The organism is Streptomyces sp. NPDC025618 (assembly GCF_055558795.1).
Genome location: NZ_JBVHLW010000005.1, coordinates 117,929 through 144,574, shown reverse-complemented (window position 1 = coordinate 144,574; position 26,646 = coordinate 117,929). Strand labels below are relative to the sequence as shown.

The window sequence follows — 26,646 nt, the reverse complement described above, 5'->3', positions numbered from 1 at the left end:
CGCAAAGAGTCAGTTAACGCGTTGGAAAAGCTTCCGCTCTAATCTGCAATCCCTGGCCGTCCGATGAAGAACCCCAGGTCAAAGGTGTGTAGAACTCTTGTGTGCCTCCGTTGGGTTCGCTGGGGGCACTGGTTCGTCAGTGAGGTGGACGCATGCAACTTTCCCCGCATGAGCAGGAACGCCTGCTTCTCCATGTGGCCGCCGACGTAGCCGAGAAGCGCCGGGCCCGTGGGGTGCTGCTCAACCACCCCGAGGCGGTGGCCCTGATCACCGTGCACGTCCTCGAAGGCGCCCGCGACGGCCGGACCGTCGCCGAGCTCATGTCCTCCGGGCGCAAGGTGCTCAGCCGCGCCGAGGTGATGAGCGGCATACCCGAGATGATCCGCGAGGTCCAGGTGGAGGCCACCTTCCCGGACGGCACCAAGCTCGTCACCGTGCACGAGCCCATCGGCTGAAGGGAAGACCGCCATGATTCCCGGAGAGATCCTGCTCGCCGCCGACCCCGTACCCCTCAACCAGGGGCTCCACCGCACCCGGCTCACCGTGCTCAACGCCGCAGACCGGCCCGTGCAGGTCGGCTCGCACTACCACTTCGCCGAGGCCAACCCGGGCCTCGACTTCGACCGCGCCGCCGCCCGCGGCAAGCGGCTCGACATCGCCGCGGGCACCGCCGTGCGCTTCGAGCCCGGCATCCCCGTCGAGGTCGGCCTGGTGCCGATCGCCGGCAAGCGCGTCGTCGAGGGGCTGCGCGGCGAGTGCGGAGGGCCGCTCGATGACTGAGCTCAGCCGGGCCGCGTACGCCGATCTGTTCGGCCCGACGGCGGGGGACCGCATCCGCCTCGCCGACACCGACCTCCTGATCGAGATCGAGGAGGACCGCAGCGGAGGGCCCGGCCACGCCGGGGACGAAGCGGTCTTCGGCGGCGGCAAGGTCATCCGGGAGTCCATGGGCCAGTCCCGCGCGACCCGGGCCGACGGCGCCCCCGACACCGTTGTCACCGGCGCCGTCGTCCTCGACCACTGGGGCGTCGTCAAGGCCGACATCGGCATCCGCGACGGCCGCATCACCGGCATCGGCAAGGCCGGCAACCCCGACACGATGGACGGCGTCCACCCCGACCTCGTCATCGGCCCCGAGACCGAGATCATCGCGGGCAACGGCAAGATCCTCACCGCCGGGGCCGTCGACGCCCACGTCCACTTCATCTGCCCGCAGATCGCGGACGAGGCCCTCGCCTCCGGCGTCACCACGCTCGTCGGCGGCGGCACCGGCCCGGCGGAGGGCAGCAAGGCCACCACCATCACCCCCGGCTCCTGGCACCTTGCCCGGATGTTCGAGGCGATGGAGGGCTATCCGCTGAACGTCGGCTTCCTCGGCAAGGGCAACACCGTCTCCTACGACTCCATGCGCGCCCAACTGCGTGCCGGAGCCGTCGGCTTCAAGATCCACGAGGACTGGGGCGCGACCCCCGCCGTCATCGACGCCTGCCTGTCCGTCTGCGAGGAGAGCGGCGCCCAGCTCGCCATCCACACCGACACGCTCAACGAGGCGGGCTTCGTCGGCGACACCCTCGCCGCGATCGCCGGACGCACCCTGCACGCCTACCACACCGAGGGCGCGGGCGGCGGGCACGCGCCCGACATCATCACCGTCGTCTCCGAGGCCAACGTCCTCCCCAGCTCCACCAACCCGACCCGCCCGCACACCGTCAACACCGTCGACGAACACCTCGACATGCTGATGGTCTGTCACCACCTCAACCCCGCCGTGCCGGAGGACCTCGCCTTCGCCGAATCCCGCATCAGGCCCGGCACCATCGCCGCCGAGGACGTCCTGCACGACCTCGGCGCCATCTCGATCATCTCCTCCGACTCCCAGGCGATGGGCCGCGTCGGCGAGGTCGTGCTGCGCACCTGGCAGACGGCGCACGTGATGAAGCGGCGGCGCGGCACCCTGCCGGGGGACGGCGCCGCCGACAACCGGCGGGCCCGGCGCTATGTCGCCAAATACACCATCAACCCGGCCGTCGCGCAGGGCCTCGACCACGAGATCGGCTCCGTCGAGACCGGCAAGCTCGCCGACCTCGTGCTGTGGGAACCGGCGTTCTTCGGCGTCAAGCCGCTGCTCGTCATCAAGGGCGGCCAGATCGCGTACGCGCAGATGGGCGACGCGAACGCGTCCATCCCCACCCCGCAGCCGATCCTGCCGCGGCCCATGTACGGCGCCATGGGGCGCGCCCCCGCCGCCAACTCCCTGAACTTCGTCACCCAGTGGGCCCTCGACGACGGCCTCCCCGAGCGGCTCGGCCTCGGCAAGCGCTTCACCCCGATCCGCAGCACGCGCGGCGTCACCAAGGCGGACATGCGCAACAACGACGCCCGCCCCCGGGTGGAGGTCGACCCCGACACCTTCACGGTCACGGTCGACGGCGACGTCGTCGAACCACAGCCGGTGGCGGAACTGCCCATGGCACAGCGCTACTTCCTCTTCTGATGGCGGCGGGGGAGACCGGGACGCCGGCGGGCTCGCGGGCCGCGCTGCTCGTCCTCGCCGACGGGCGCTTCCCCGCCGGAGGCCACGCGCACTCCGGCGGCGCCGAGGCCGCCGTCAAGGCGGGCCGCGTCCGGGACGCGGCCACCCTGGAGACGTTCTGCCGGGGGCGGCTGCACACCGCGGGGCTCACCGCGGCCGGGCTCGCCGCCGCGGCCGCCGCGGGCCTCGACCCGCTCGCGCTCGACGAGGCCGCCGACGCCCGCACCCCCTCACCGGCCCTGCGTGCCGCCGCGCGCCGGCTGGGGCGGCAGCTGACCCGTGCCGTACGGGCCACGTGGCCCTCGCCCGAACTGGAAGCGCTGGTCGAGGCCCGGCCGCGCGGCGCCCACCAGCCGATCGTGCTCGGGCTGGCCGCCCGCGCCGCCGGGCTGACTCCGCTGGACGCCGCGTACGCGGCCGTCTACGAGTCGGTCGGCGGACCGGCCACGGCGGTCGTACGGCTGCTCGGCCTCGATCCCTTCGACGCGACAGGAGTGCTGGCCCGGCTGGCGCCGGAGCTGGACACCGTCGCGGCGCGGGCGGCCGCCGCGGCGTGTGAGGGACTGGACGCGCTTCCGGCGGGCGGGGCGCCCCTGCTCGACATCATGGCGGAGCACCACGCGGCGTGGCCGGTCCGCCTGTTCGCGACGTAGGGAGGGGGACGGTCCTGTCTTCCCTGCCCCGCCCCTCCCCGACGCATCCGGTGTGCGGCCGCGCCGCGACGGGGGGCAAGCCCCGGCCCTCGGGGTACGCACTCGGCCTGCCCGGCGTCCGAGGACGTGCCCGCAGGGTGCTCCCTCCGCGGGCGGCGACACCCACAGACACCCATCACCGAACCCCCGGAGGGACCATGCATCTCGACCACCCCGACGCCTTCCCCCACCGCCACACCTACAGCGCCGCCGGCCCGCTGCGCGGTGACGGGTCGCGGCGGGCGCTGCGGATCGGGCTCGGCGGGCCCGTGGGGTCCGGGAAGACCGCCACCGTCGCCGCGCTCTGCCGCGAGCTGCGCGACCGGCTGTCCATCGCCGTCGTGACCAACGACATCTACACCCGCGAGGACGCCGAGTTCCTGCTCCGCAACGCCGTGCTGCCGCCCGAGCGCATCACGGCCGTCGAGACCGGCGCCTGCCCGCACACCGCGATCCGTGACGACATCTCGGCCAACCTCGAGGCCGTCGAGGACCTGGAGGACGCGGTCGGGCCGCTGGACCTGATCCTCGTCGAGTCCGGCGGCGACAACCTCACCGCCACCTTCTCCAAGGGGCTCGTCGACGCGCAGATCTTCGTCATCGACGTCGCGGGCGGCGACGACATCCCCCGCAAGGGCGGCCCCGGCGTCACCACCGCCGACCTGCTCGTCGTCAACAAGACCGACCTCGCCCCCTACGTCGGCGCCGACCTGGAGGGCATGGCCCGCGACGCCAAGGCCCAGCGCGGGGAACTCCCCGTCGCCTTCACCTCGCTGGCCACCGAGGGCGGCGTCGGCCCCGTCGCCGACTGGGTACGCGCGCAGCTCACCGCCTGGACCGCCGGAACCCGATGACCCTCGCACCCGTACGGCCCGAGCCCGCCGCGGGGATCCGGGCCGCCGCCCGGATCGTCGCCACCCCCGACGGCAGGGGCGGCACCGCCCTGCCCGTCCTCGACGGCGCGGGCCCCTTCGCGCTGCGCAGGCTGCGGGCGTCCGGGCCCGGGGCGCGGGTGGCCCTCGTGGGCGCGATGAGCGCGCCCCTCGGCGGCGACCGGCTCACCCTCACCGCCGAGGTCGAGGACGGCGCCACCCTGCGCTTCTCCACCACGGCGGCGACCATCGCCCTGCCCGGCCGTACGGGCGAGCCGGCCACCTACGACACCCGGATCCGCGTCGGCGACGGGGCCACGCTGCACTGGCTGCCCGAGCCGCTGATCTCCGCCCGGGGCAGCGACCTGCGCAGCACCACCCGGGTCGAACTCGCGCCGACCGCGCGCCTGGTGCTCCGCGAGGAGCAGATCCTCGGCCGCGCGGGGGAGGAGCCGGGCCGGCTGACCGCACGGCTGACGGTCCACCGCGCCGGCCGCCCGCTCTTCGACCAGGAGCTGTCGTACGGGCCCGGGGCGCCCGGCTGGGACGGCGGCGCGGTGCTCGGCGGCCACCGGGCCGTGGGCCAACTCCTCGTCGTCGACCCGGCCTTCGAGGGCGCCCCGGTGGCGGCGCGCCCGCTCGGCGCGACGGCCGCCGTCGCCCCGCTCGCCGGGCCCGCCGCCGTGGTGTGCGCGGTCGCCCCGGACGGCCTCCGGCTCCGAAAAGCACTGGAAGCGGGCGACATGCCGGCAGATCGCATCATGCGGGCGATTTGATGCGCCGGGGATGAACGGCGGCACATGTGGCGTCTTTTGTGTCTTCATTCTTACGGATTAGTAAAGAAACCCCTGTGGAACCTGTCCTTTATGGCAAGGGAGACGGAAGGATCCGAGCAGCAGTAGTGCGATCATCGCCGCAGCAGGCGGCGCATCAGCAGGGGGATTCCTACGTGAGACCTACATCAATACTCGGCGCGGCCGGCACTGCGGTGACCGGCGCGCTGGTGGCCGGGTTCCTGACCGCCCCGGCAGCCGGCGCGGTCGACCGCGTGCCGGGCGGCGCCGCCGAGGCGCACGGTGTGCAGGTCGCCGCCGCGAAGGCGGCGAAGTCGGGCATCAAGTGGCAGGACTGCCCTGCCGACTGGGCCCTGGAGAAGCCGATCGAGTGCGGTTTCGTCACGGTGCCGGTGGACTACCGCAAGCCGAACGGCCGCACCATCAAGATCGCCGTGGACCGGGCCCGGTCCACCGGCACCGCCGCGGAGCGCCAGGGTTCGCTGATCTACAACCCCGGCGGCCCCGGCGGCTCCGGCCTGAGGTTCCCCAAGCGGATCACGACCAAGAGCCCGCTGTGGACCAAGACCGCCAAGGCGTACGACTTCGTCGGCTTCGACCCGCGCGGCGTGGGCCACTCCGCCCCGATCTCCTGCATCGACCCGCAGAAGTTCGTGGCGGCGCCCAAGGCCGACCCGGTGCCCTCCAACGAGGCCGACAAGCTCGCCCAGCGCAAGCTGGCCCGGCAGTACGCCGACGGCTGCGCCGCGCGCAGCGGCGACCTCCTGCCGTACCTCACGACGGCCAACACCGCCCGTGACGTCGACGTCGTGCGCGCCGCCCTCGGCGAGAAGAAGCTCAACTACCTGGGCGTCTCCTACGGCACCTACCTCGGCGCCGTCTACGGCACGCTCTTCCCCGACCACGTCCGCCGCCTGATCGTCGACAGCGTCGTCAACCCGGCGCAGGAGAACATCTGGTACCAGGCCAACCTGGAGCAGGACGTCGCCTTCGAGGGCCGCTTCAAGGACTGGGAGAAGTGGGTCGCCCAGCACGACGCCGTCTTCCACCTCGGCGGCACCCAGGCCGAGGTCCAGCGGGGCTGGGAGAAGATCCGGGCCACCGCCAAGAAGAACCCCATCGGCGGGGTCGTCGGCCCGGCCGAGCTCATCAACTTCTTCCAGAGCGCCGCGTACTACGACTCCTCGTGGGTCCCGGTCGCCGAAGCCTGGAGCAAGTACGTCGCCGGTGACAGCAAGCCGCTGGTCGCCGCGGCCGGCCCGAACCTGGCCGACAAGGCGGCCAACATCACCGCGGAGAACGGCAACGCCGTCTACACCGCGGTCGAGTGCGCCGACGCCAAGTGGCCCACCAGCTGGAAGAAGTGGGACCGGGACAACACCCGCGTCAACCGCCAGGCCCCCTTCATGACCTGGGCCAACGCCTGGATGAACCTCCCCTGCGCCACCTGGAAGGCCCCTCAGGGCACGCCGGTCGAGGTCACCACGCACAAGGGCCTGCCGAAGACGCTCATCGTCCAGAGCACGCGTGACGCCGCCACCCCCTACGCGGGCGCGGTCGAGCTCCACAAGCGCTTCCAGGGCTCGCGCCTGATCACCGAGCAGGGCGCGGGTTCGCACGGCGTCACGGGCCTCGTGAACCCCTGCATCAACTCCCGTGTCGACGCCTACCTCCTCGAGGGCAAGGTCGACAGCAAGGACGTCACGTGCGCCCCGCACGCCGTCCCGGAGCCCCCGAAGGCTTCCGCGGCCAAGTAAGGCTCAGAGGTCACGGCGGAAGTCGCGCCCCGGTCCCTGAGGGACCGGGGCGCGATCGTCGGTCCATGCCCGTCCGGAGTCGCATCCGAAGGGAACCGTCCCATGCTCCGTAAGCCGCACGCCCTGCTCACCGCCGCCGCGCTGCTCGCTCTCGGCGCCGCGACGCCTGCCGCGGCGGACACCCCGCCGCCACCCGCGCGGACGGCCGCCTGCACCTATACGCCCGCCGTCCCCGCCGACAGATTCAAGGGGATACCGGTCTTCGACCCGGTCAAGGCCGCCAGGCCCTACAGCGCCACGCTGCGCACCAGCCAGGGCGCCGTCACCTTCCGGGCGCAGACCGACAAGGCGCCGTGCACCACCTACTCCTTCAGGTTCCTCGCGCAGCGCGCGTACTTCGACAGGACGCACTGCCACCGGCTCACCACGGCACGCATCTACGTACTGCAATGCGGCGACCCGACCGGCACCGGGAGCGGCGGCCCGGGCTACTCCTTCCCCGACGAGAACCTGGCCGGGGCCACCTACCCGGCCGGCACGGTGGCGATGGCCAACGCCGGCCCCGACACCAACGGCAGCCAGTTCTTCTTCGTCTGGAAGGACACCAAGCTCCCACCCGCCTACACCCCGTTCGGAAAGGTCACCGCCGGCCTCGACGTGCTGCGGAAGATCGCGGCAGGCGGCGAGGACGACCAGAACGGCCCCGGCGACGGCTTCCCGACGTTGCCCGTCGACATCAAACGCGTCCACATCAGGGTCGGATAGCGTTACGCCGACGGAGGGCGGGGGCGCGGGGAGAGGGCCCGCCGGGCGGGTGACGGTGTGCGGCCGGTCGGGGGACCGGCCGGTGCGGGGGCTTGCGGCGCGCCTCGCGCGCGCGATGAGCTTGCTCCGGGCACCCCCGCGCCCCAGGAGGAACCGATGTCCGTACGTACCGCCGCCGTGGCCACCGCGGCGAGCGCCACCGCTCTGCTCGCCCTGGCCGCGCCCCCAGCGGCCGGCGAATCCGACCACGGGCGGCTCTTCCTGACCGTTTCCGGCGCCCAGAACACCTGGACCCGCGGGCTCCAGCTCACCTGCCCGGACGGCGACGGGCACCACCCGCACGGGACGGCGGCCTGCGCCGCCCTGCACCGGGCGCAAGGGGAGCCGGGGGAGGTGATCGTCGAGAGCCACCTGTGCACGCGGGAGTACGACCCGGTCACCGCGACCGCCGAAGGCGACTGGAACGGGCGGCCGATCGTCTGGCACAAGACCTACCCCAACGCGTGCGCGCTCGACGCGGCGACGGGCCCCGTCTTCCGTTTCTGACCGGCCCCGCGGGCCCTTACGTTCTCCTGGTCGCCGACGCCCCTATCGTCAGCAGCCCCAGCATCACCCACGTGAACCACAGCCAGCCGTTGCTGCCGATCGTCACCGAATACGCGGTCACGACGATGAGCGAGCCCACCGTCAGCACCGCCATCGCCTTCGTCGATCCGGGCATGCCCGTACCTCCTCACGGCGGCCCGGATGCGTGGCAAGCGAAAGGGCCGCGGCCAGGAGACCATCGTCTCCCGGCCGCGGCCCCTGCCGCTACGGCGTCCGCCTACCGCCCCCGGCCCTGGAGCGACGCCAGGTAGGCGTTGTAGGCGGCGAGTTCCTTGTCGCCGTCGCGGTCCGCGGCGCGGTCGAAGCGGCGGGCCTGCCGCTGCTCCGAGCGGTACCACTGGAGGACGAGGGCCAGCAGCACCACGACCGAGGGGATCTCGCTGAACGCCCAGGCGATGCCGCCACCGGCCTGCTGATCCTCCAGCGCGTCGATGCCCAGCGAGGCCGGCGGGTGCATATACGTGCCGATCATCGGCTCCGAGGCCATCATCAGCGCGATGCCGAAGAAGGCGTGGAAGGGCATGCCCGCGAAGAGCTCCAGCATCCGCATCACATAGCCGGGCCGGTGCGGACCCGGGTCCACGCCCATGATCGGCCAGAAGAACACCAGACCCACGGCCAGGAAGTGCACCATCATCGCGATGTGCCCGGTCTTCGTCTCCATGAGGAAGTCGAAGAGCGGGGTGAAGTACAGCGCGTACAGGCTCGCGATGAACAGCGGGATCGTGAACGCCGGGTGCGTGATGATCCGCATGTAGCGGCTGTGCAGCAGCGACACCAGCCATTCGCGCGGGCCCCTGCGGCCCCGCCCGGCCGCGGGCAGCGACCGCAGCGTCAGCGTCACCGGCGCGCCGAGCAGCAGCAGGATCGGCGAGAGCATGCTGATCACCATGTGCTGCACCATGTGCACGCTGAACATGACCATGCCGTAGTCGTTCAGCTTGGTGCACATCACCAGCGCCACGGTCAGCACACCGGTCACGAACGCGACGACGCGGCCCACGGGCCAGGCGTCACCCCGCCGCCGCAGCCGGACCACGCCCCAGCCGTACAGCCCCAGCGCCAGCAGGCAGCCGATCAAGAAGAAGGGTTCGCTGCTGTACTGCAACCCCCGTCCCAGCGTGAACGGCGGCATGTCCATCATCATGCCGTGCCCGCTGTGATCCATCCGCTCTCTCCCATTTCGCACCAATGCGCCTCGTCAAGACTAGAGGCGCCCTCGGCCGGAGCGGTGGCCGGGGGCCGTCCCCGGGTGCGGGTCCGTTGCCGCCTGCGGCGGGTGCGGCCCGCGGCCGCGTCCTCACTCTCCCCCGGCTAACGCTGGGAGGTGCCCCCAACGGGCTGGATCTCCAGCCCGTCCGGCGATTGAGGACAACGCGCGAAGCGTGTTGCTGGGGGTGTGGGGGCTTGCCCCCAGTTCGGGAAGGGGCGGGGTGGGGAAAGGCTCGCCGCAGGCGGGAACGGGCCCGGGGCGGAGGGGAGAGCTCAGCCGGCGCCCGGTCTCACAGGACGCACTCCACCTCGGCGTAACGCTCGTGCGGCACCGTCTTGAGGCTTTCGACCGCCTCCGCCAGCGGCACCAGCGTGATGTCCGTCCCGCGCAGCGCCGTCATCATCCCGAACGCCCCCTGGTGCGCGGCCTCCACCGCGTGCCAGCCGAAGCGCGTCGCCAGCACCCGGTCGTACGCCGTGGGCGTACCGCCGCGCTGCACGTGGCCGAGTATCACCGGGCGCGCCTCCTTGCCCAGGCGCCGCTCCAGCTCGCCGGCGAGCTGCCGGGCGACGCCCGCGAAGCGCTCGTGGCCGTAGACGTCCGTGGCGCCGATCTCGAAGGCCATCGAGCCCTCGCGCGGCTTGGCGCCCTCGGCGACCACCACGATCGCGAAGCGCTTGCCGTCCTCGAAGCGGCGGCCGACGACCTCGGTCAGCTCGTCGATGTCGAAGGGGCGCTCCGGCACGACGATGGCGTGCGCGCCCGCGGCCATGCCCGAGTGCAGGGCGATCCAGCCGGTGTGGCGGCCCATGACCTCGACGATCAGCACGCGCTGGTGCGACTCGGCGGTCGTCTTCAGCCGGTCCAGGGCGTCGGTGGCGACCCCCACGGCGGTGTCGAAGCCGAAGGTCACATCGGTCGACGCGATGTCGTTGTCGATGGTCTTCGGGACGCCCACGATGGGCAGGCCCGCGTCGGACAGCAGCCGGGCCGCCTTGAGCGTGCCCTCGCCGCCGATCGGGATGACGGCGTCGAGGCCGAGGTCGGCGACGTGGCCCTTGGCCCGCTCGACGCCGTCCCGCAGCTGCGCGGGCCGCACCCGCGACGAGCCGAGGAGCGTGCCGCCGGTGGCGAGGATGCCCGCCACCGCGTCCAGGTCGAGCTTGCGGTAGTCGGCCTCCAGCAGGCCCCGCCAGCCGTCGTGGAAACCGATGACCTCGTCGCCGTGGTCGACCACGGCGCGGTGCACGACGGACCTGATGACGGCGTTCAGACCGGGGCAGTCGCCACCGGAGGTGAGTACACCAATGCGCATGACAGGGAACCTTCACAACAGGGCCGGAGACCGGACCCCGTCGTCCGGCTGGATCCCCGCCACCCTACAAGCGGTGGGTGGCGGGGGATACAACCGTCCGTCATCCGGGCCGACCGGCCCGTTCCGCGGCTCAGGCGGGCTGGGTCGCCGCCGCGATGCGCTCCTCGCGCAGCGCGTCGTACCAGCGGTCGTCGACCGGCGGCAGGGCGTTGACGTCCAGCGCCAGCTTGATCAGCATGTCCGCGATGTGCGGGTTGCGGGCCATGACCGGGCCGTGCATGTACGTACCGAAGACGGTGTCGTTGTACGCGCCCTCGGTGCCGTCGCCGGTGCCGTTGCCCTTGCCGATCCGCACCCGCGCGAACGGGCGCGCGTTGCGGCCGACATGGGTGACGCCCTGGTGGTTCTCGAAGCCGGTCAGCGGGGGCAGGCCCAGCCGCTCGTCGATGTCGGCCAGCACGTCGCCGACGCAGCGCTCGTCCTCACCGCGGGTGCTCACGACGTCCAGCAGCCCGAGGCCCTGCTCGCGCTGGCCCAGGTCGTTGATGAACTCGTGGCCAAGGATCTGGTAGCCGGCGCAGACCGAGAAGACGATCGCGCCGTTGGCGACGGCCCGGTTCAGACCGCCGTCACGGCGCAGCCGCTCGGCCGCCAGCCGCTGCGGACGGTCCTCACCGCCACCGATCAGGTAGATGTCACCGGAGGTCGGGATGGGCTGGTCGGAGCGGATGTCCACGCGCTGGACATCGAGGCGGCGCTGGCGCGCGCGCCGCTCCAGGACCAGGGCGTTGCCCTGGTCGCCGTAGGTGCTGAGCAGGTCGGGGTAGACCCACACGACACGCAGACTGTTCTGGCTCATGCTCACAATCCTGTCAAGTGCTCGCGGGGTCAGTTGCCGACGCGGCGGCGCACGTCCTGGAACGCCGTGTAGTTCGCGATCAGCTCGATCCTGCCGGGCGGTGCGGACTGCACCGCCTCGTCGACGGTCTCGCAGACCCGGAAGTCCAGGCCCGCGACCTCCAGCCGCACCGCGAGGTCGAGCTTGCGGTCGCCGATCACGAAGATCGGGTGCCCGGCGAGGCGGGTGTAGTCGACGTCCCACAGCCACGAGGTGTCCGTGCCGTCCGCGCCGCGCGCGTTCACGCCCAGGATCACCGGGGCGGGCGGGCCGTCGATGAGGGAGAAGGTCTCCAGCCAGCCGGCCGGGTTCTTCGCCAGCAGCAGCCGGACGTCACGGCCCAGGAACGACACCACGTCGAACCGGCCCGCGACGGCCTGCACCTGGTACATCCGCTCCAGCGCGACCTGCGGCGGCACCCCGAAGGTGGCCGCGACGGCCGCCGACGTGGTGGCGTTCGCCTTGTTGGCCCGGCCGGGCAGCTGGAGGTGGATCGGCCACGCGCTGCCGTGCGGGTCGAGGACGTAGTCGCCCGACAGCGCCCAGCTCGGGGTCGGCCGGCGGAAGCCGCACTCGCCGCAGAACCAGTCGTCGCCGGGGCGCTGCATCACGCCACCGCACGACGGGCACGACCAGGCGTCGTCCTTCCACTCCTGGCCCGCCGCCACCCACACCACGTTCGGCGAGGAGGAGGCGGCCCATACGATCAGCGGGTCGTCGGCGTTGGCGATCACCACGGCCTTGGTGCCCGCCAGTCCCTCGCGCCACTTCTCGGCGAGCATGCGCGTCTCCGCGGCCCGGTCGAGCTGGTCGCGCGAGAGATTCAGCAGCGCTATGGCCTTGGGTGAGACGTCCCGGGCGACACCCGCCAGATACTTCTCGTCCACCTCGATCACGCCGTAGCGCGCGTCCGAGCCGCCCGCGAGGGCGGAGGTGATGCCGGCCGGCATGTTCGCGCCCAGCGCGTTGGAGACGACCGGGCCGCTGGCCCGCAGCGCCTCGGCGATCAGCCGGGTCGTGGTCGTCTTGCCGTTGGTCGCGGACACCAGGACCACGTCCAGGTGGGTCGCCAGCCGGGCCAGCAGATCGGGGTCGAGCTTGAGCGCGACCTTGCCACCGATCACCGATCCGCTGCCGCGGCCCGCGGCTCGCGACACCGCCGCAGCTGCCTTGCCCGCCGTCACGGCCAGCTTGGCCCGCGGCGACAGCGGCCCCGTGTTGCCTGCCATCGTCCTAGATCCTCCTTGCATCCGGCGCCGCCGCCTGTTTCCTGGTCCGCCGGTGGAACGCCCCCTCCGTGCCGAACGCCGGCCAGGAGGCTTCGGTCGGGGCTCAGCCTATCGAGATCCGGCCGGGGGCCCGAACCCAGAGCCCCTGGAACGTACGCTTGACCCCATGCGAACAAGCTCGATTCCCGGCAGCGCGGGACAGGTGCGGCCCATGCGGCTGCTCGGCGACCGGGGCCTTGGCGCACCGTGCGAAGAGGTCACGGACTTCGGTCCTGACCTGGCGAAACTCGTCGAGGACATGTTCGCCACGATGTACGCGGCCCACGGCGTGGGCCTGGCCGCCAACCAGATCGGCGTTCCGCTGCGGGTCTTCGTCTACGACTGCCCCGACGACGAGGACCTCCGTCACCTCGGACACCTCGTCAACCCCCGCCTGGTGGAGGCCGACGGCGTCGTCGTCCGCGGGCCCGAGGGCTGTCTGTCCGTGCCGGGCATCGAGGCGGGCACCCCGCGCTTCGACCACGCCGTGGTGGAGGGCTTCACCGTGGACGGCGCCCCGGTGCGTGTGAGCGGCACCGGCTTCTTCGCGCGGTGCCTCCAGCACGAGTGCGACCACCTCGACGGCGGCCTGTACCTCGACCGCCTGACGGGCCTGCGGCGGCGCCGCGCGCTGCGGGCCGTCCGCAAGGCTCCCTGGGCGGCCTGACCCGTGCCACGGGCCGGGCCCGCCCGGCGCCTGAGCCGCGGTCAGAAGACCGGGCCGCCCTCCAGGTCGCCCGCGGCCGCGAGCCGGCCCCACAGCAGGTCCGCGAGGTGCCGCACGAGGTTCTCCCGCGGGAACGGCCGCTCGCGCAGCCACCAGTCGCCCGCCGCGTGCATCATGCCGACGATGCCGTGCCCCCACGCGCGGGCCAGCTCGTCGCTGCCCGGCCCGAGGTCGACGCGCTCGGCTATCACCTGGGCCAGCTCCTCGCCGAGCCGGCGCAGCAGCGGCGCGGAGTGCCGGCCGACGTCGAAGCCCTGCTCGCCCTGGTCGGAGGGGTGGCCCTCGTCGGCCGGGTGCATCAGGAAGCGGTAGACCTGCGGCCGGGTCTCTATGGCCACGAGATAGGTGTCGAGCGTCGCCTCGACGCGGTCGCGCCGGGTGGCCGCCGGGGCGTCGAGCGCGGCGCGCAGCCCCGCGAGCAGAGCCTCCGTGTGGCGCGTGGCCAGGGCGCGGTAGAGCCCGCCCTTGTCGCCGAAGTGCCGGTAGAGGATGGGCTTGGTGATGCCCGCCTCCGCCGCGATGGCGTTCATGGACGCCCCCGGCCCGTCCCGCAGCACCACCCGGTCCGCGGCCTCCAGCAGCTCCTTGCGCCGCCGCTCCGCGGCTCGTTGCTGATCGTCCCGCTGACTGGTTTCCATTAAGGACCCGCCTCCCCGCCCCTGTGTATCCGGTAACGCCTGCGCAACGTAACACCAAGCCCACTCAGCGAATCCGGGAGGCCGGGCTGTTGACACCTCTACTGACGGGTAACATACTCATGTTACCGCGAGTAATGACGAGTTGGAGGGGTCGTGACGCAGTTCATGATGGAGCTCGACGAGGATCAGCGGGGCATTCGCGACTGGATCCACGGCTTCGCGGTCGACGTGATGCGCCCGGCCGCCGCGGAGTGGGACGAGCGCGAGGAGTTCCCCTGGCCGGTCGTCCAGGAGGCCGCCAAGATCGGCCTCTATTCCCTCGACTTCTACGCGCAGCAGTTCTTCGACCCCACCGGTCTCGGCGTCCCGCTCACCCTGGAGGAGCTCTTCTGGGGTGACGCGGGCCTCGGGCTCGCCATCGCGGGCACGGGCCTCGCCGCGATCGGCGTGCTCACCAACGGCACCGAGGAGCAGATCGGCACCTGGGTGCCGCAGATGTACGGCGACGCGGCCGATGTGAAGGTGGCCGCCTTCTGCTCCTCCGAGCCCGACGCCGGTTCGGATGTCTCCGCCATGCGCACCCGCGCCGTCTACGACCAGGCCAAGGACGAGTGGGTGATCAACGGCACCAAGACCTGGGCGACCAATGGCGGCATCGCCAACGTCCATGTCGTCGTCGCCGTGGTCGACCCGGAGCTGGGCTCGCGCGGCCACGCCTCCTTCATCATCCCGCCGGGCACCCCGGGGCTCTCCCAGGGGCAGAAGTTCAAGAAGCACGGCATCCGCGCCTCGCACACCGCCGAGGTCGTCCTCGACGGCGTCCGCGTCCCCGGCCACTGTCTGCTCGGCGGCAAGGAGAAGCTGGACGAGCGGCTGGCCAGGGCGCGGGAGCGGGCGGCGGGGCAGCGCGGCGCGGGGTCGCCGAACGCCGCGATGGCCACCTTCGAGGCGTCCCGCCCCGCGGTCGGCGCCCAGGCGGTCGGCATCGCCCGCGCGGCGTACGAGGTCGCCCTCGACTACGCCAAGACCCGGGTCCAGTTCGGCCGCCCCATCATCGACAACCAGGGCATCGCCTTCCAGCTGGCCGACATGCGCACCCGCGTGGACGCCGCCCGCCTCCTGGTCTGGCGCGCCTCCTGGATGGCCACCGCGGGCAAGCCCTTCACCGCGGCGGAGGGTTCGATGTCGAAGCTCTTCGCGGGGGAGACGGCGAAGGCCGTGACGGCCCAGGCGATGCAGATCCTCGGCGGCAACGGCTACACCCGTGAGTACCCGGTGGAGCGCATGCACCGCGACGCCGCCATCTACACGATCTTCGAGGGCACGAGCGAGATCCAGCGCCTCGTCATCGCGCGCACGCTGTCGGGGATGCCGATCCGATAGCCCGGGAGCGGGCTCCGCGGGCCTCGGCCCGGCACCCGCGGAGCCCGCTGCGAAGCCGCGGGAGGCTACAACAGGCGTATTACGTGGAGATGTCGGCTTGTCCCCGATGGATTGTTTTCGGCTCAATTGCCGAGGGGCCCGCTGACGGGCGGACCCTGTGGGCATCCAGGAATCGAACGCACGTTTTCGGTCGTGTCTGGGATGTCGTTTTGGCTCAAACGTCATAGGCGTTCATCAGGCGTTCTGTTACCGTCGTTTCCGATCTTGTTCGTGCAAGTCCGGTCTTGGCGGTCGCTCTTGGGGATCCGCCCTCCGGTGCGCACGTCGATCACCGGAGCTCAAGTGTGGCTTCATGGAAGAAGGAAGCGCCGTGGCGGTCAGCAGCGATCGGGAACAGGACACCTCCTCCCGGCGGCACCTGTCCGGCCGCTCCCACGCGCTGGACGGCCTCCTGCGGACAGCGGCGGCCGTGCGCGCCGGATCCGCGCGGGCCGTCGTCGTCCGCGGCCCGGCCGGGACCGGCAGGACGGCTCTCCTCGCCGCCCTCGCCGAGCGGCTGACCTCCACCGGCATGACCGTACGGCACCGTACGGCACCGTCCGGTGCGCGCGAACACCAGGTCTTACGCGACCTCTTCGCACCCTTCGACCCCTTCGACGCCGGCCTCCCGGACGCCCCCGCCGCGTACGCCGTCCACCGCGCGCTCCACCGCCGCGCCACGGGCCTCCTGGCGAACGGGCCGCTCGCCCTCCTCCTCGACGACGCCCAGGCGTGCGACGAAACCTCCCTGAACGGCCTGGGCTTCGTGCTCCGCCGCGCCACCTCCTTACCCCTCCTGGTGGTCCTCGCCCAGCGCACCGACCACCCCGGGCCCGGCGCGGACGCGCTCTCCGCGCTCCTCGCCCACGACGGCTGCACGGCCCTGGACCTCGGCCCGCTCGACCCCGCGGCCATCGCCACCGTCGTGACCCGCGCCCTGGGCCGCTCCCCGTCGGAATCCTTCCTCCAGCACTGCGCGGAGCTCTCCGGCGGCAACCCCGGACTGCTGACCCGGCTGCTCACCGACGTGCGCGCGGCGGACATCCGCCCCGACGCGGACGGCCTCCACCGGCTGCGCGCCATCGGCGAGGAGCTCCTCACCCGCTCGGCGACGGCGAGGCTGTCCGGACAGGCGGGTCACGTCCGCGCCGTCGCCCGCGCCGTCGCCGTCCTCGGCCACACCGACCCCGAACCGCTGGGCGCGCTCTCGGCGGTGACCGGCAGACGCCTGACGGCCGCGCTGGAGACCCTGCGCCGCGACGGGATCCTCGCCCCGGCCGATGGGCCCGCCGCCATGCGGGAAGCCGTCCGCCGCGCCGTCCTCGCCGAACTGCCCGCCCCCGAGCGGGAGGCACTGCGCGCCCGCGCCGCCCGGCTGCTCAACGACGCGGGCCGCCCCGCCGGCGAGGTCGCCGCCCAGCTCGTCCACCTCAAGGAGCCGGCCGAGCCGTGGATGCCCGGCGTGCTCCGCGAGGCCGCCGCCCAGGCGCCGGACCGCGCCACCGCGCGGGCCGCCATGCGCAGTCTGCGCCGCGCCCTCGCCGCCGGGCCCACCGGCGGCCTCCGCCAGGAGATACGCGTCGAACTGGCCCGTACCTCGGCGCACTTGGCGCCCGCGACCACCCTCGCGCAGCTGCGGCAGGCCCTCGCCGAGGCCACCCGCCCGCACGACCGGGCCCGCATCGTCGTGCAGTACGGGCTGATCGCCGCCGGCACCCGCCGCGCCCCCCAGGCTGTACGGGAACTGGGCGCCGTGCTCGACACCCTGCCGACGGAGCCCGGCGTCCCGGGCCAAGCGCTCCGCGCCCCCGTCGCGGCCGCCCTCCTCGTCACCGCCGTCAACGACCGCACGGCCCTGCCCGCCGCCCGCGAACGGGCCCGCGACTGGCCCGTACCCCCCGGTGAGAGCCGCGCCGAACGCCACCTGCTGGCCGGCCTGAGCGTCCTCGCCGCCCTCGACGGCGAGCCCGCGGGCCCGGCCGTCGACCTGGCCCGCCGCGCCCTGTGGATCAAGGAGCCCGCACCCGTCGGCCCCTGCGTGCTCGGCGCCTCCCTCGTGCTCTCCCTCGCCGACGAGGTGGACGAGGCCATGGACGCTCTGGGCCGGTGCGTGTCCGACAGCCGGGCGCGCCGCGAGACGTGGACCCACATCGCCGCGCTCTGCGGGCAGTCCCTCACCCTGCACGGCACCGGCGACGTCACCGCGGCCGTCTCGACCGCCCGCACCGCCGTCGAACACGCCACCCGGGCGGGCTGCCCCGACGCCACCATGCCGGCCCTCGCCCTCGCCACCGCCCTGCTCTCCTGGGGCGAGGCCGAAGAGGCCGACGCCCTGCTCGACGGAGTCGCCGGACCGGACGTGGCCCAAGGCGTCTGGGAATGGCACCACTTCCTCTACACCAAGGGCAGAGCCCGGCGGGAGCGGGGCGATCTCGACGGCGCGCTGGAGCTGTGGCTGCACTGCGGGCGCAGCATGGAGGCGGCGGGCATCGGCAACCCGGTCCTCGCCCCGTGGTGGCTGCCCGCCGTCACCACCCTCGTGCGCCAGGGCCGCACCAAGGCCGCAGCGGACCTCGCCGAACGCTCACAGGAGGCCGCACGCCGCTGGGGAACCCCGCGCGCCGTCGGCCTCGGGCTGATCGCCGCCGGTGTCGTCGCCGACGGCCGCGCCCGGCTGGACCTGCTCGTCGAGGCCGTGGACGCCCTGGCCGCCTCCCCGGCCCGCCTCGACCGCGCCAAGGCCGAATACCAGCTCGGCTGCGAGCTCCTGCGGCACGACGCGACCCCCGACGCGCGCCGCCACCTGCGCCGCACCGTCGAACTCGCCACCGGCTGCGGCTACCACATGCTCGCCGCCCGCGCCCGGGACCTGCTCGTCGCGGCGGGCGGCCGGATGTCCCGGCTTGCCGCCAGCCCGGTCGACTCCCTGACCGAGAGCGAGCGCCGCGTCGCCGAGCTCGCCCGGCGCGGTGTCACCAACAAGGAGATCGCCGCCACCCTCTTCATCAGCCTCCGCACCGTCGAGGCCCACCTGACGAACGTCTACCGCAAGCTCGACGTCCGCGGCCGCGCCGACCTGCCCTCCTCCCTCGGCACCCCCTACCGCCCGGGCCGCCACGCACCCGACGGACCGCGGCACTCACCGGCCGGCACCCGCGTCGCGAGCAACTAGGAGCGCCGCGGGTGACACAAGGGAACACCGGCCACTGGGACGGACACGGGGGGACGGAGCTCGTCGAGCGGGACCGCGAACAGGAGCTGCTGCGCGACCTGCTGAGCGGACTGCGCGACGGCCCGTCCGCCCTCGTCGAGATCGAGGGGGGACCCGGCAGCGGCCGCAGCGCCCTGCTGAACCAGGCGGTCACGCTCGCCGGGCGGAGAGGGGTCCGGGCCGTCACCGCCCACGCGTCGTGGGAGGAATCCGCGCTGCGCTACGGCGTCGCCGACCAGCTCCTCGCCGCCCTCGGGCGGCCCGGGGCCGCACCGCCGTCCGGCGCGGACGAGACCGTCCTCGTACCGGCGCTGTGCCGCGCCTTCCTCGCCGCGGCCCGCGAACAGCCCCTGCTCGTCGCCCTGGACGACGCCCAGTGGGCCGATCCGCACTCGTGGCGCTGGCTGCGGGCCCTGGCCCGCCGGCTCTCGGGCGCCCCGATGATGCTGCTGACCACCCGCGGCGGCGTCCCCGCCGACGGCACCCACGACCCGCTGGAGCCCGGCTCGCTCGCCACCGGGCGCACCGTCGTCCGCCACACCCTCACCCCGGCCCCGCTGTCCCCCGCCGGGGTGACCGAACTCCTCACCCGGGCCTACGGATCGCCGGTCGATCCGGTCTTCGGCACGGCCGCCGCCCATGCCGTCGGCGGCAACCCCGCCCTGCTGCGCACGGTGGCCGGGCGGTTCGCCCGGCACGGCTGGCGGCCCGCGGCCGACCACCTGCCGCACCTCGCCGACAGCGTCGCCGAAGCGTTCCGGGAACGCGCGGCCAGGACGGCGGCCGCCCTCCCCGCCGAACTCCTCGACGTCCTGCGGGCCATCGCCGTCTGCGGACGGGACGGCACCCCCGACATGATCGCCGCGCTGACGGACCCCGGCGGCACCGACACCGCCCGTGCCGTGGGCCGGCTGGCCGGGACCGGCCTGCTCACCGACGGCGACCGGCCCGCCTTCCGCGAACCGCGGGCCGCCGAGGCGGTGCTCGCCGGGCTCGGCGCGGAGCGGCGCGAGTCGCTCTACGCCCGTGCCGCCCGGCACGCCCACCGGGCCGCGCTCCCCGACGGCGTGCTGACCAGGATGCTGCTCGCCGCCCACGTCATCGGCGCCCCCTGGGCCGTGGACGCCCTGCGCCGGGAGGCCGCCCGCTGCCACGCCGCCGGAGACCTGCGCGCGGCGGGCCGGCTGCTGCACCGCGCGCTGCGCGAGCCCATGGCACCGGCCGCGCGGGCGAAGCTCTTCGTCGAGCTGAGCGCCGTCGTGCTCCCCAGCTCGCCCGCCGTCTCGGACCGGCACCTGCGCAGCGCCCTGCTCACCCGGGCCGACGCCGGCGCGGGCCCCTCGTGGGTCGAGGCCGCCGGCCTCCTCGTGGCCCGCGGCGACGTGGTGTCCGCCCAGCCGCTGATCGCCCGCATCCTCGACGGTACGGATGTGAGCACACAGGACCGGGCCGCGCTGCGGGCGCTGTACTGGCTCGCCGAACACAGCCAGCAGGGCGCCGAACCCGAGCTGGACCGGCCCGCCATGGCCGCCCTGCCCGATCTGCCCGCGGAACCGGCCGAAGCCGGTGTCGCGGCCTGGCACTGCGCCCTGCGTGGCCAGGACATCGCGCGCACCCGCTCCCTGGCCCGTGCCGCCCTCGCCCCCGACGCCAGGGATGCAGCCCCGCCGGCCGCCCAACTGGCCGCCTGCCACGCCCTGCTCCTCACCGGCGACTTCGCCGAGGCGCAGGCCGCGCTGGACGCGGTCCTGGTGCGCGCACAGCGCTCCGGCGCCCGCCCGACCGTCGGGCTCGCCCTGATCGTCGAGACGCAGGCCGCGCTCCACCAGGGCAGACCCGAGGAGGCCGTCACCTTCCTCGACCGCCTCCAGCACGTCATGCCGCCCCACTGCTGGCACCCCTTGATGGCACCCGCCCCCGCCGGACTCCGGGCACTCGCCCATCTGGCGCTGGGCGATGTCGCGACCGCCGAGCGCGCGGTCGAAGGGGTCCGCCCGGCCGGTGCGGAGGGCGGCCTGGCCTGGGCCTATCTGCTCTACGCGCGCGGCCGGGTGCGGCTCGCGGGCGGCCGCGGCGGCCCGGCGCTGGCGGACCTGCTGGAGTGCGGCCGCCTGCTGCTCGCCCGGCAGGTCGCCAACCCCGTCCTGCTGCCCTGGCGTTCGGCCGCCGCCGCGGCCCACGGCCCCGCCGCGCGCGGCGGGCCGGCCGCCGACCTGCTGGCCGAGGAGCGCCGCCTCACCCGTGCCTGGGGCGCGCCCGACGACGTCGACCGGGCGATGCGCTACGTCGCGGAAGTGGCCTTCCGGACCGCCCAGGCCCCCGCCGTCCCCGCGGCCGCCCCCCAGGAGGAGATCCCCTCCGGCCGCGGGCTGACCGACGCCGAGCTGCGCGTGGCGGTCCTCGCCGCGCGCGGCATGACCAACCGCGCCATCGCCGCCGAGCTCTCGGTGACCCTGCGCACCGTGGAACTGCACCTGACCAAGGCGTACCGCAAGCTGGGCATCACCCGCCGGACCGAACTGGCCCGCGTCCTGGGGCCCTTAGGGAGGAAGACCCGATGACGCCCGTGCCCGACCGGCGACTGCTCGACCGGCAGCGAGAGCTGGACCTCATCATCGGGGCGATGCGGGACGCCGCCCGGGGCAGCGGCTCGCTGATCGTCGTCGCCGGTGGCATCGGCATCGGCAGAACCGCCCTGCTGCGCGCCCTGCCGCCCCTCGCCGAACGGTCCGGGACGCGCGTACTGACCGCCAGCGCGGCCCCCATGGAGACGGACTTCCCCTTCGGCGTGACCGGCCAGCTCCTCGACCCCCTCCAGCCGGAACCGCCCGAGGGCGGGCACTACGGCGAACTTCTCGCCCTCACCGTCCGGCACAGCGAACGGCAGCCCCTGCTGCTGCTCGTCGACGATCTCCAGTGGGCCGATCCGCAGTCCCTGCGCTGGCTCGGCCGACTCGCCCGCCGGATCAACCACCTCCGGATCACTGCCGTCGTCACCCTGCGCGAGGGCGAGCCCCGTGCCGAGGAGCCGCGGGTCCACGAGATCGTCGACAGCGCCGCCCACGTCCTGCGCCCGGCGCCGCTCGGGCGGGAGAGCACCGCCGAGCTCGTGGCCGCCCGCCACGGCCGGGCGGGCACATCCGCCTATGTGACTGCTTGTCAGGAAATCAGCGGCGGCAACCCGATGTTCCTCACCGCCCTGATCGACGCCACCGCCGGGGAGGGCGAGCCGGACGCCGCCTCGGCCACGGCCCTGGCCGAGGCGCCGCTGCCGGCGCTGCGCGAGCGCCTCGCCGTCGCGCTGCGCGCCCAGCCCCGGCCCGTACGCGCCCTGGCCGAGGTGCTGGCCGTCCTCGGCACCCGCACCGCCCCGGAGCTCACCGGCCGGCTCGCCGGCCTCGACCCGACCGGCCGCGACACCGCCCTGCGGGCCCTGTGCAGGCTCGGGCTGCTGACGGCCGGCTCCGAACCCCGCTTCGTGCACCGGGCCGTACGCGACGCCGCCGAGGACCTGCTGAGCCCGGCGGAGCAGGAGGAGCACCACGTCCGCGCCGCGCTCCTCCTGCACTGCGCCGGGTACCCCGCCGAGGAGGCCGCCGCCCACCTTCTGGCCGCGCCCTCGTGCCAGGAGGACTGGGCCCTGGAGGTGCTGCGCGCCGCCGCCACGGCCGCCCTGCACCGCGGGGCCCACGAGGACGCCGCCCGGTGCCTGCGCCGGGCCCTGCTGGGCAGCGCGCCGGACGAGCCGCAGCGGGCCGCGCTCCTCGTCGACCTCGCCGCCGCCGAGCGCGCCTTCGACCCGGCCGCCGCGATCCGGCACGTCTTCCAGGCGCTGGACCTCATCCCCGCGCCCCGGCAGCGCGCCCTGGCCGCCGCGCGCATCCCGCCGTCCCAGCTCGGCGGCGTCCCGCTGCCCTCCGTCGAGGCGGTCCGCGAACTCGCCGACGAACTGGGCACGTCCGGGCGGCCCGCCGACGAGGACCGCGAGCCCGCGCTACGGCTCGAGGCCCGGCTGCGCCACGTCGAGGTGGTGACGCCGGGGCAGCTGCGCGCCAGCGCCGAACGGCTGCGCTCCCTGGGACCTGACCCCTCCCTGGACACCGCCGCCGAGCGCGAACTGGTCACCGTACTGCTGCACGGCGCGACCATGGCCCAGGGCACGTCCGCGGCGGAGGCCGCCCGGCTCGCCCACCGCCTCCTGCAGTACGAGCCCGCCGCCCCCGACCACGCGTACACCGCCCTGCCGTTGCTCACGCACGTCCTGATCGCCGCCGACTCCGTCGGCACCATCGGGCCCTGGCTGCACACCGCCCAGGAACGGGCCCGCAGGGAGAGCACCACCGTGCCCCGCGCGGTGATCAGCGTCGAACTCGCCCATGTGCTGCTCGCACAGGGCCGCCTGGCGGAGGCGCGGGCCCAGGCCGACGAGGCGCTCGCCCTGGGCGTGACCGAGTGGGCGACGCTCCAGTCGCTCGTCGGCATCGTCATGGTCGCCATCGAGAGCCGGGACACGGCCCTGGCCCGGAGGCTGCTGGCCTACCGCCGCGACGGCGTACGGCAGGGGAACCAGCCGTCCTCCCTGCACCTCGTCCGCGGCTCGATGGCGGTCGTGTCCGGCGATCTGCCCACGGCGCTGGAGCACATCCTGGAGTGGGGCCGGTCCGCCGAACGCGCCGACTGGCGCAACCCCGCCGTCTTCCCCTGGCGTTCCTGGGCCGCCGGGCTGCACTACCGGATGGGACACCCCGCCCTGGCCAGGGATCTGCTGGAGGAGGAGTGCGCGCGGGCGGCCGCCTGGGGGAGCCCCGTGGCCATCGGCCGCGCCCAGCGGATGCGCGGGGCCGTCACCCAGGGCGAGCGGGGCATCGCCCTGCTCCGCGAGTCCCTCGCCATCCTGGAGGGGTCCGTCAACGGCCTGGAGCGCGCCCGCACGGCCGTCCTGCTCGGCCGCCGGCTGCGGGCCGGCGGCCGGCCGGAGGCCGAGACCCACCTGCGCAGCGGCCGCGAGCAGGCCCTCGCCGGCGGGATGCCCTGGCTCGCGGACCTGGCGGCCCGCGAACTGCGCGCCATGGCCAGCCCGGTGGCCCCCGTCGCGATCGAGTCCCTCACCCGGAGCGAACGCAAGGTCGCCGGGCTCGCCGCGCACGGGGTGTCGAACCGGGACATCGCCGAGCTCCTGGAGGTGAGCTCCCGGGCGGTGGAGAAACACCTGACCCACGCTTACCGGAAGCTCGACGTGGCGGGCAGGGGCGAACTCGCCGCCCTGGCCCACCTCTTGCCGGACGCCTCGGCCGCACCCTCAGACGGTGCCCCGGCGGCCCCCACCACTGTCACCCGTACGAAAGGTCACTCATGAACAGCGCATTGAACCAGCCCCTCTCGCGGCGCCGCCTGCTCGGCATGGCCGCCCTCGGCGCCGCCGCCATGGCCGGGGCGACCACCATCACCACCGCGACGCGCGCCGCCGCGGCCACGGCCACCGACGGCGCGTACGTACCGGCCGTGGTGATCGGCACCGGCTACGGCGCCGCCGTCTCCGCCCTGCGCCTCGGCGAGGCCGGAGTGCCCACGCTGATGCTGGAGATGGGCCAGCTGTGGAACCAGCCGGGCCCAGACGGCAAGATCTTCAACACCATGCTCGCGCCCGACAAGCGCTCCAGCTGGTTCCGCAACCGCACCAAGGCCCCGCTGGGCTCCTTCCTCTGGCTGGACGTCATCAACCGTGACATCGAGCCCTACGCGGGTGTCCTGGACCGGGTCGAGTACAGCGACATGTCCGTCTACGTCGGGCGCGGCGTGGGAGGCGGCTCGCTGGTCAACGGCGGCATGGCCGTACGCCCGTCCCGCGCCTACTTCGAAGAGGTGCTGCCGCAGGTCGACTCGGGCGAGATGTACGACCGCTACTTCCCGCGCGCCGACAGCGCGCTCGGGGTCAACCACATCGACCCGGACTGGTTCGAGAAGTCCGAGTATTACAAGTTCGCCCGGGTCTCGCGCGAGCACGCGCGCCGGGCGGGGCTGGGCACCACCTTCGTGCCCAATGTCTACGACTTCCCCTACATGCAGCGCGAGGCGGCCGGGGAGGTGCCGAAGTCGGCGCTCGCCACCGAGGTCATCTACGGCAACAACCACGGCAAGCGGAGCCTGGACAAGAGCTATCTGGCGGCCGCCCTCGGCACCGGCAAGGTCACCATCGAGGCCCTGCACACCGTCCGGGCGATCGGCAGGCAGTCCGACGGCAAGTACGTCCTGACGGTCGAACAGGCCGATGCCTACGGCAAGGTGCTCGCCCGCAAGCGGATCACCTGCCGCCATCTCTTCCTCGGCGCGGGCAGCCTGGGCTCCACCGAACTGCTCGTACGGGCCCGGGACACCGGCGCCCTGCCCGACCTCAGCGCCGAGGTCGGCGCCGGGTGGGGCCCCAACGGCAACATCATGACCGCCCGCGCCAACCACATCTGGGACACCACCGGCGCCCACCAGTCCTCGATCCCCGCGCTCGGCATCAACGACTGGGACAACGCGGCCGCCCCGGTCTTCGCGGAGATAGCGCCCATGCCGGCGGGCCTCGAGACCTGGGTCAGCCTCTACCTCGCCATCACCAAGAACCCCGAGCGCGGCACCTTCGTCTACGACAAGGCCACCGACCGGGCCCTCCTGCGCTGGACGCGGGACCAGAACGCGCCCGCCGTCAATGCCGCGAAGTCCCTCTTCGACCGGATCAACAAGGCCAACGGCACCGTCTACCGCTACGACCTCTTCGGCTCCCAGCTCAAGGCGTTCGCCGACGACTTCTGCTACCACCCGCTCGGCGGCTGCGTCCTCGGCAAGGCCACCGACCTCTACGGCCGCGTCACCGGCTACCCCAACCTCTATGTCAACGACGGGGCGCTCATCCCCGGTTCCATCGGTGTCAACCCCTTTGTGACCATTACCGCACTTGCCGAACGGAACATCGAACGCATCATCAAGCAGGACGTCCTCGCGTCATAAGGTGGCCGGGTGACCGTGGGCGGCGGGGGCCGCAAGGTCCCTGCCGCCCACGGCTGTTCGTCACCTTGCTCACGCTTGCTCCGTATGTCGAATTTCCGTTGGAAGGAACGACCGACCGTGATCGACAACCCCGAGGACAACGGCCTGTGGGTCCGCAGGTTCCACCCGCGCCCGGACGCCGCCACCCGGCTGGTCTGCCTGCCCCACGCCGGTGGTTCGGCGAGCTTCTACTTCCCCGTGTCGCAGGCCATGCCGGCCGACATCGACGTCATCTGCCTTCAGTACCCCGGCCGCCAGGACCGCCGTACGGAGCCGCTCATCGACAACATCCCCGAGCTCGCCGACCGGGTCTTCGCCGCGCTCCTCCCGTGGGCCGACCGGCCGTTGGCGTTCTTCGGGCACAGCATGGGCGCCACACTGGGCTTCGAGGTCGCCCGGCGCTTCGAGCGGGAGAAGGGCATCGTCCTCGCCGGACTCTTCGCCTCCGCCCGCCGCGCGCCGTCCAGGCCCCGGCACGAGACCGTGCACCAGCGGGACGACGACGGCCTGATCGCCGAGCTGAAGGGGCTGAGCGGCACCGACACCCAGCTCCTCGGCGACGAGGAGATCCTGCGCATGGTCCTCCCGGCGATCCGCGCCGACTACCACGCCGCGGAGACCTACACCTATGAGCCGGGGGAGCCGCTGCACTGCCCGGTGACCGCGCTGACCGGTGACGACGACCCCAAGGTGACCCTGGAGGAGGCCCGGGCGTGGGCCGAGCACACCGAGGGCCCCTTCGACTTCCATGTCTACCCGGGCGGTCACTTCTACCTGGCCGCGCACCAGAAGGCACTCAACACGCTGATGGCGGACCACCTGCGGGCCCGCCAGGGGGCGTAGGGCGCTGGTCATGAACGCGAAACGGGCTTGCCGCGGCATCCGCGACAAGCCCGCCCCGGG

The 26,646-nt window shown here is 73.6% G+C and carries 22 protein-coding genes; 16 read left to right on the top strand and 6 right to left on the bottom strand.

Going from position 1 to position 26,646, the window contains the following annotated elements:
- The first annotated feature begins 152 nt into the window (after positions 1-152).
- The 9 genes from ACZ4A5_RS07630 to ACZ4A5_RS07590 all read left to right on the top strand — a co-directional run bounded on the left by ACZ4A5_RS07630 (position 153) and on the right by ACZ4A5_RS07590 (position 7,959).
- The gene (locus tag ACZ4A5_RS07630) at positions 153-455 is read left to right on the top strand and encodes an urease subunit gamma (protein ID WP_467579488.1); all 303 of its coding nucleotides are present in this window, start codon (positions 153-155) and stop codon (positions 453-455) included.
- Positions 456-468: 13 nt separating this feature from the next.
- Positions 469-780, top strand: coding sequence for an urease subunit beta (locus tag ACZ4A5_RS07625; RefSeq protein WP_467579486.1), 312 nt, complete (start codon positions 469-471; stop codon positions 778-780).
- Entirely contained in the window at positions 773-2,494 is a 1,722-nt protein-coding gene (locus ACZ4A5_RS07620) for an urease subunit alpha (RefSeq protein ID WP_467579483.1), read from the top strand. Before ACZ4A5_RS07625 ends, ACZ4A5_RS07620 begins: the two co-directional genes overlap by 8 nt.
- Positions 2,494-3,186: an urease accessory protein UreF gene (locus tag ACZ4A5_RS07615; RefSeq protein ID WP_467579480.1), complete on the top strand. Its 693-nt coding sequence runs from the start codon at positions 2,494-2,496 to the stop codon at positions 3,184-3,186. Before ACZ4A5_RS07620 ends, ACZ4A5_RS07615 begins: the two co-directional genes overlap by 1 nt.
- 197 nt (positions 3,187-3,383) lie before the next feature.
- Positions 3,384-4,079: an urease accessory protein UreG gene (gene ureG / locus ACZ4A5_RS07610; RefSeq protein ID WP_467579477.1), complete on the top strand. Its 696-nt coding sequence runs from the start codon at positions 3,384-3,386 to the stop codon at positions 4,077-4,079.
- Positions 4,076-4,873: an urease accessory protein UreD gene (locus tag ACZ4A5_RS07605; protein WP_467579474.1), complete on the top strand. Its 798-nt coding sequence runs from the start codon at positions 4,076-4,078 to the stop codon at positions 4,871-4,873. Before ureG ends, ACZ4A5_RS07605 begins: the two co-directional genes overlap by 4 nt.
- A gap of 173 nt (positions 4,874-5,046) precedes the next feature.
- On the top strand, positions 5,047-6,648 hold the full coding sequence (locus ACZ4A5_RS07600) for an alpha/beta hydrolase (RefSeq protein WP_467579472.1): 1,602 nt from the start codon (positions 5,047-5,049) through the stop codon (positions 6,646-6,648).
- Positions 6,649-6,750: 102 nt separating this feature from the next.
- Complete coding sequence (locus ACZ4A5_RS07595) at positions 6,751-7,413, top strand: peptidylprolyl isomerase (RefSeq protein WP_467579469.1); 663 nt, start codon at positions 6,751-6,753, stop codon at positions 7,411-7,413.
- A gap of 156 nt (positions 7,414-7,569) precedes the next feature.
- Positions 7,570-7,959 carry an SSI family serine proteinase inhibitor gene (locus tag ACZ4A5_RS07590; RefSeq protein ID WP_467579466.1) on the top strand — a complete coding sequence of 130 codons (390 nt, stop codon included), beginning with the start codon at positions 7,570-7,572 and terminating at the stop codon, positions 7,957-7,959.
- 16 nt (positions 7,960-7,975) lie between these two features.
- Here ACZ4A5_RS07590 and ACZ4A5_RS07585 read toward each other — a convergent pair whose 3' ends face one another.
- From ACZ4A5_RS07585 to ACZ4A5_RS07565, 5 genes are all read right to left on the bottom strand, one after another.
- Entirely contained in the window at positions 7,976-8,134 is a 159-nt protein-coding gene (locus tag ACZ4A5_RS07585) for a hypothetical protein (RefSeq protein ID WP_467579464.1), read from the bottom strand.
- Between the two features lie 102 nt (positions 8,135-8,236).
- Entirely contained in the window at positions 8,237-9,187 is a 951-nt protein-coding gene (locus tag ACZ4A5_RS07580) for a cytochrome c oxidase assembly protein (protein WP_467579461.1), read from the bottom strand.
- 334 nt (positions 9,188-9,521) lie between these two features.
- Positions 9,522-10,547 carry a 6-phosphofructokinase gene (locus ACZ4A5_RS07575; protein WP_467579458.1) on the bottom strand — a complete coding sequence of 342 codons (1,026 nt, stop codon included), beginning with the start codon at positions 10,545-10,547 and terminating at the stop codon, positions 9,522-9,524.
- A gap of 130 nt (positions 10,548-10,677) precedes the next feature.
- Positions 10,678-11,406, bottom strand: a complete 729-nt coding sequence (locus ACZ4A5_RS07570) for a type 1 glutamine amidotransferase (RefSeq protein WP_467579455.1) — start codon at positions 11,404-11,406, stop codon at positions 10,678-10,680.
- 29 nt (positions 11,407-11,435) lie between these two features.
- Positions 11,436-12,674 (bottom strand): MurT ligase domain-containing protein, encoded by a 1,239-nt coding sequence (locus tag ACZ4A5_RS07565; RefSeq protein WP_301889506.1) that lies wholly within the window; start codon positions 12,672-12,674, stop codon positions 11,436-11,438.
- A 166-nt stretch (positions 12,675-12,840) separates the two neighbouring features.
- Between ACZ4A5_RS07565 and def the strand changes: the two genes are divergently transcribed.
- Positions 12,841-13,380: a peptide deformylase gene (gene def, locus ACZ4A5_RS07560; protein ID WP_467579450.1), complete on the top strand. Its 540-nt coding sequence runs from the start codon at positions 12,841-12,843 to the stop codon at positions 13,378-13,380.
- A 41-nt stretch (positions 13,381-13,421) separates the two neighbouring features.
- Here def and ACZ4A5_RS07555 read toward each other — a convergent pair whose 3' ends face one another.
- Positions 13,422-14,078, bottom strand: coding sequence for a TetR/AcrR family transcriptional regulator (locus ACZ4A5_RS07555; RefSeq protein ID WP_467579447.1), 657 nt, complete (start codon positions 14,076-14,078; stop codon positions 13,422-13,424).
- Between the two features lie 165 nt (positions 14,079-14,243).
- On the opposite strand from ACZ4A5_RS07555, the gene ACZ4A5_RS07550 reads away from it, so the two are divergent.
- The 6 genes from ACZ4A5_RS07550 to ACZ4A5_RS07525 all read left to right on the top strand — a co-directional run bounded on the left by ACZ4A5_RS07550 (position 14,244) and on the right by ACZ4A5_RS07525 (position 26,586).
- Entirely contained in the window at positions 14,244-15,461 is a 1,218-nt protein-coding gene (locus ACZ4A5_RS07550; RefSeq protein WP_398874173.1) for an acyl-CoA dehydrogenase family protein, read from the top strand.
- A 370-nt stretch (positions 15,462-15,831) separates the two neighbouring features.
- Entirely contained in the window at positions 15,832-18,672 is a 2,841-nt protein-coding gene (locus ACZ4A5_RS07545; protein WP_467579444.1) for a helix-turn-helix transcriptional regulator, read from the top strand.
- Between the two features lie 11 nt (positions 18,673-18,683).
- Positions 18,684-21,272, top strand: a complete 2,589-nt coding sequence (locus ACZ4A5_RS07540) for an AAA family ATPase (protein ID WP_467579441.1) — start codon at positions 18,684-18,686, stop codon at positions 21,270-21,272.
- Positions 21,269-24,067, top strand: coding sequence for an ATP-binding protein (locus ACZ4A5_RS07535; RefSeq protein WP_467579438.1), 2,799 nt, complete (start codon positions 21,269-21,271; stop codon positions 24,065-24,067). The genes ACZ4A5_RS07540 and ACZ4A5_RS07535 overlap by 4 nt, the downstream gene beginning before the upstream one ends.
- Entirely contained in the window at positions 24,064-25,704 is a 1,641-nt protein-coding gene (locus tag ACZ4A5_RS07530; RefSeq protein ID WP_467579435.1) for a GMC oxidoreductase, read from the top strand. Before ACZ4A5_RS07535 ends, ACZ4A5_RS07530 begins: the two co-directional genes overlap by 4 nt.
- An 84-nt stretch (positions 25,705-25,788) precedes the next feature.
- Entirely contained in the window at positions 25,789-26,586 is a 798-nt protein-coding gene (locus tag ACZ4A5_RS07525) for a thioesterase II family protein (protein WP_467579432.1), read from the top strand.
- The last annotated feature ends 60 nt before the right edge of the window (positions 26,587-26,646 follow it).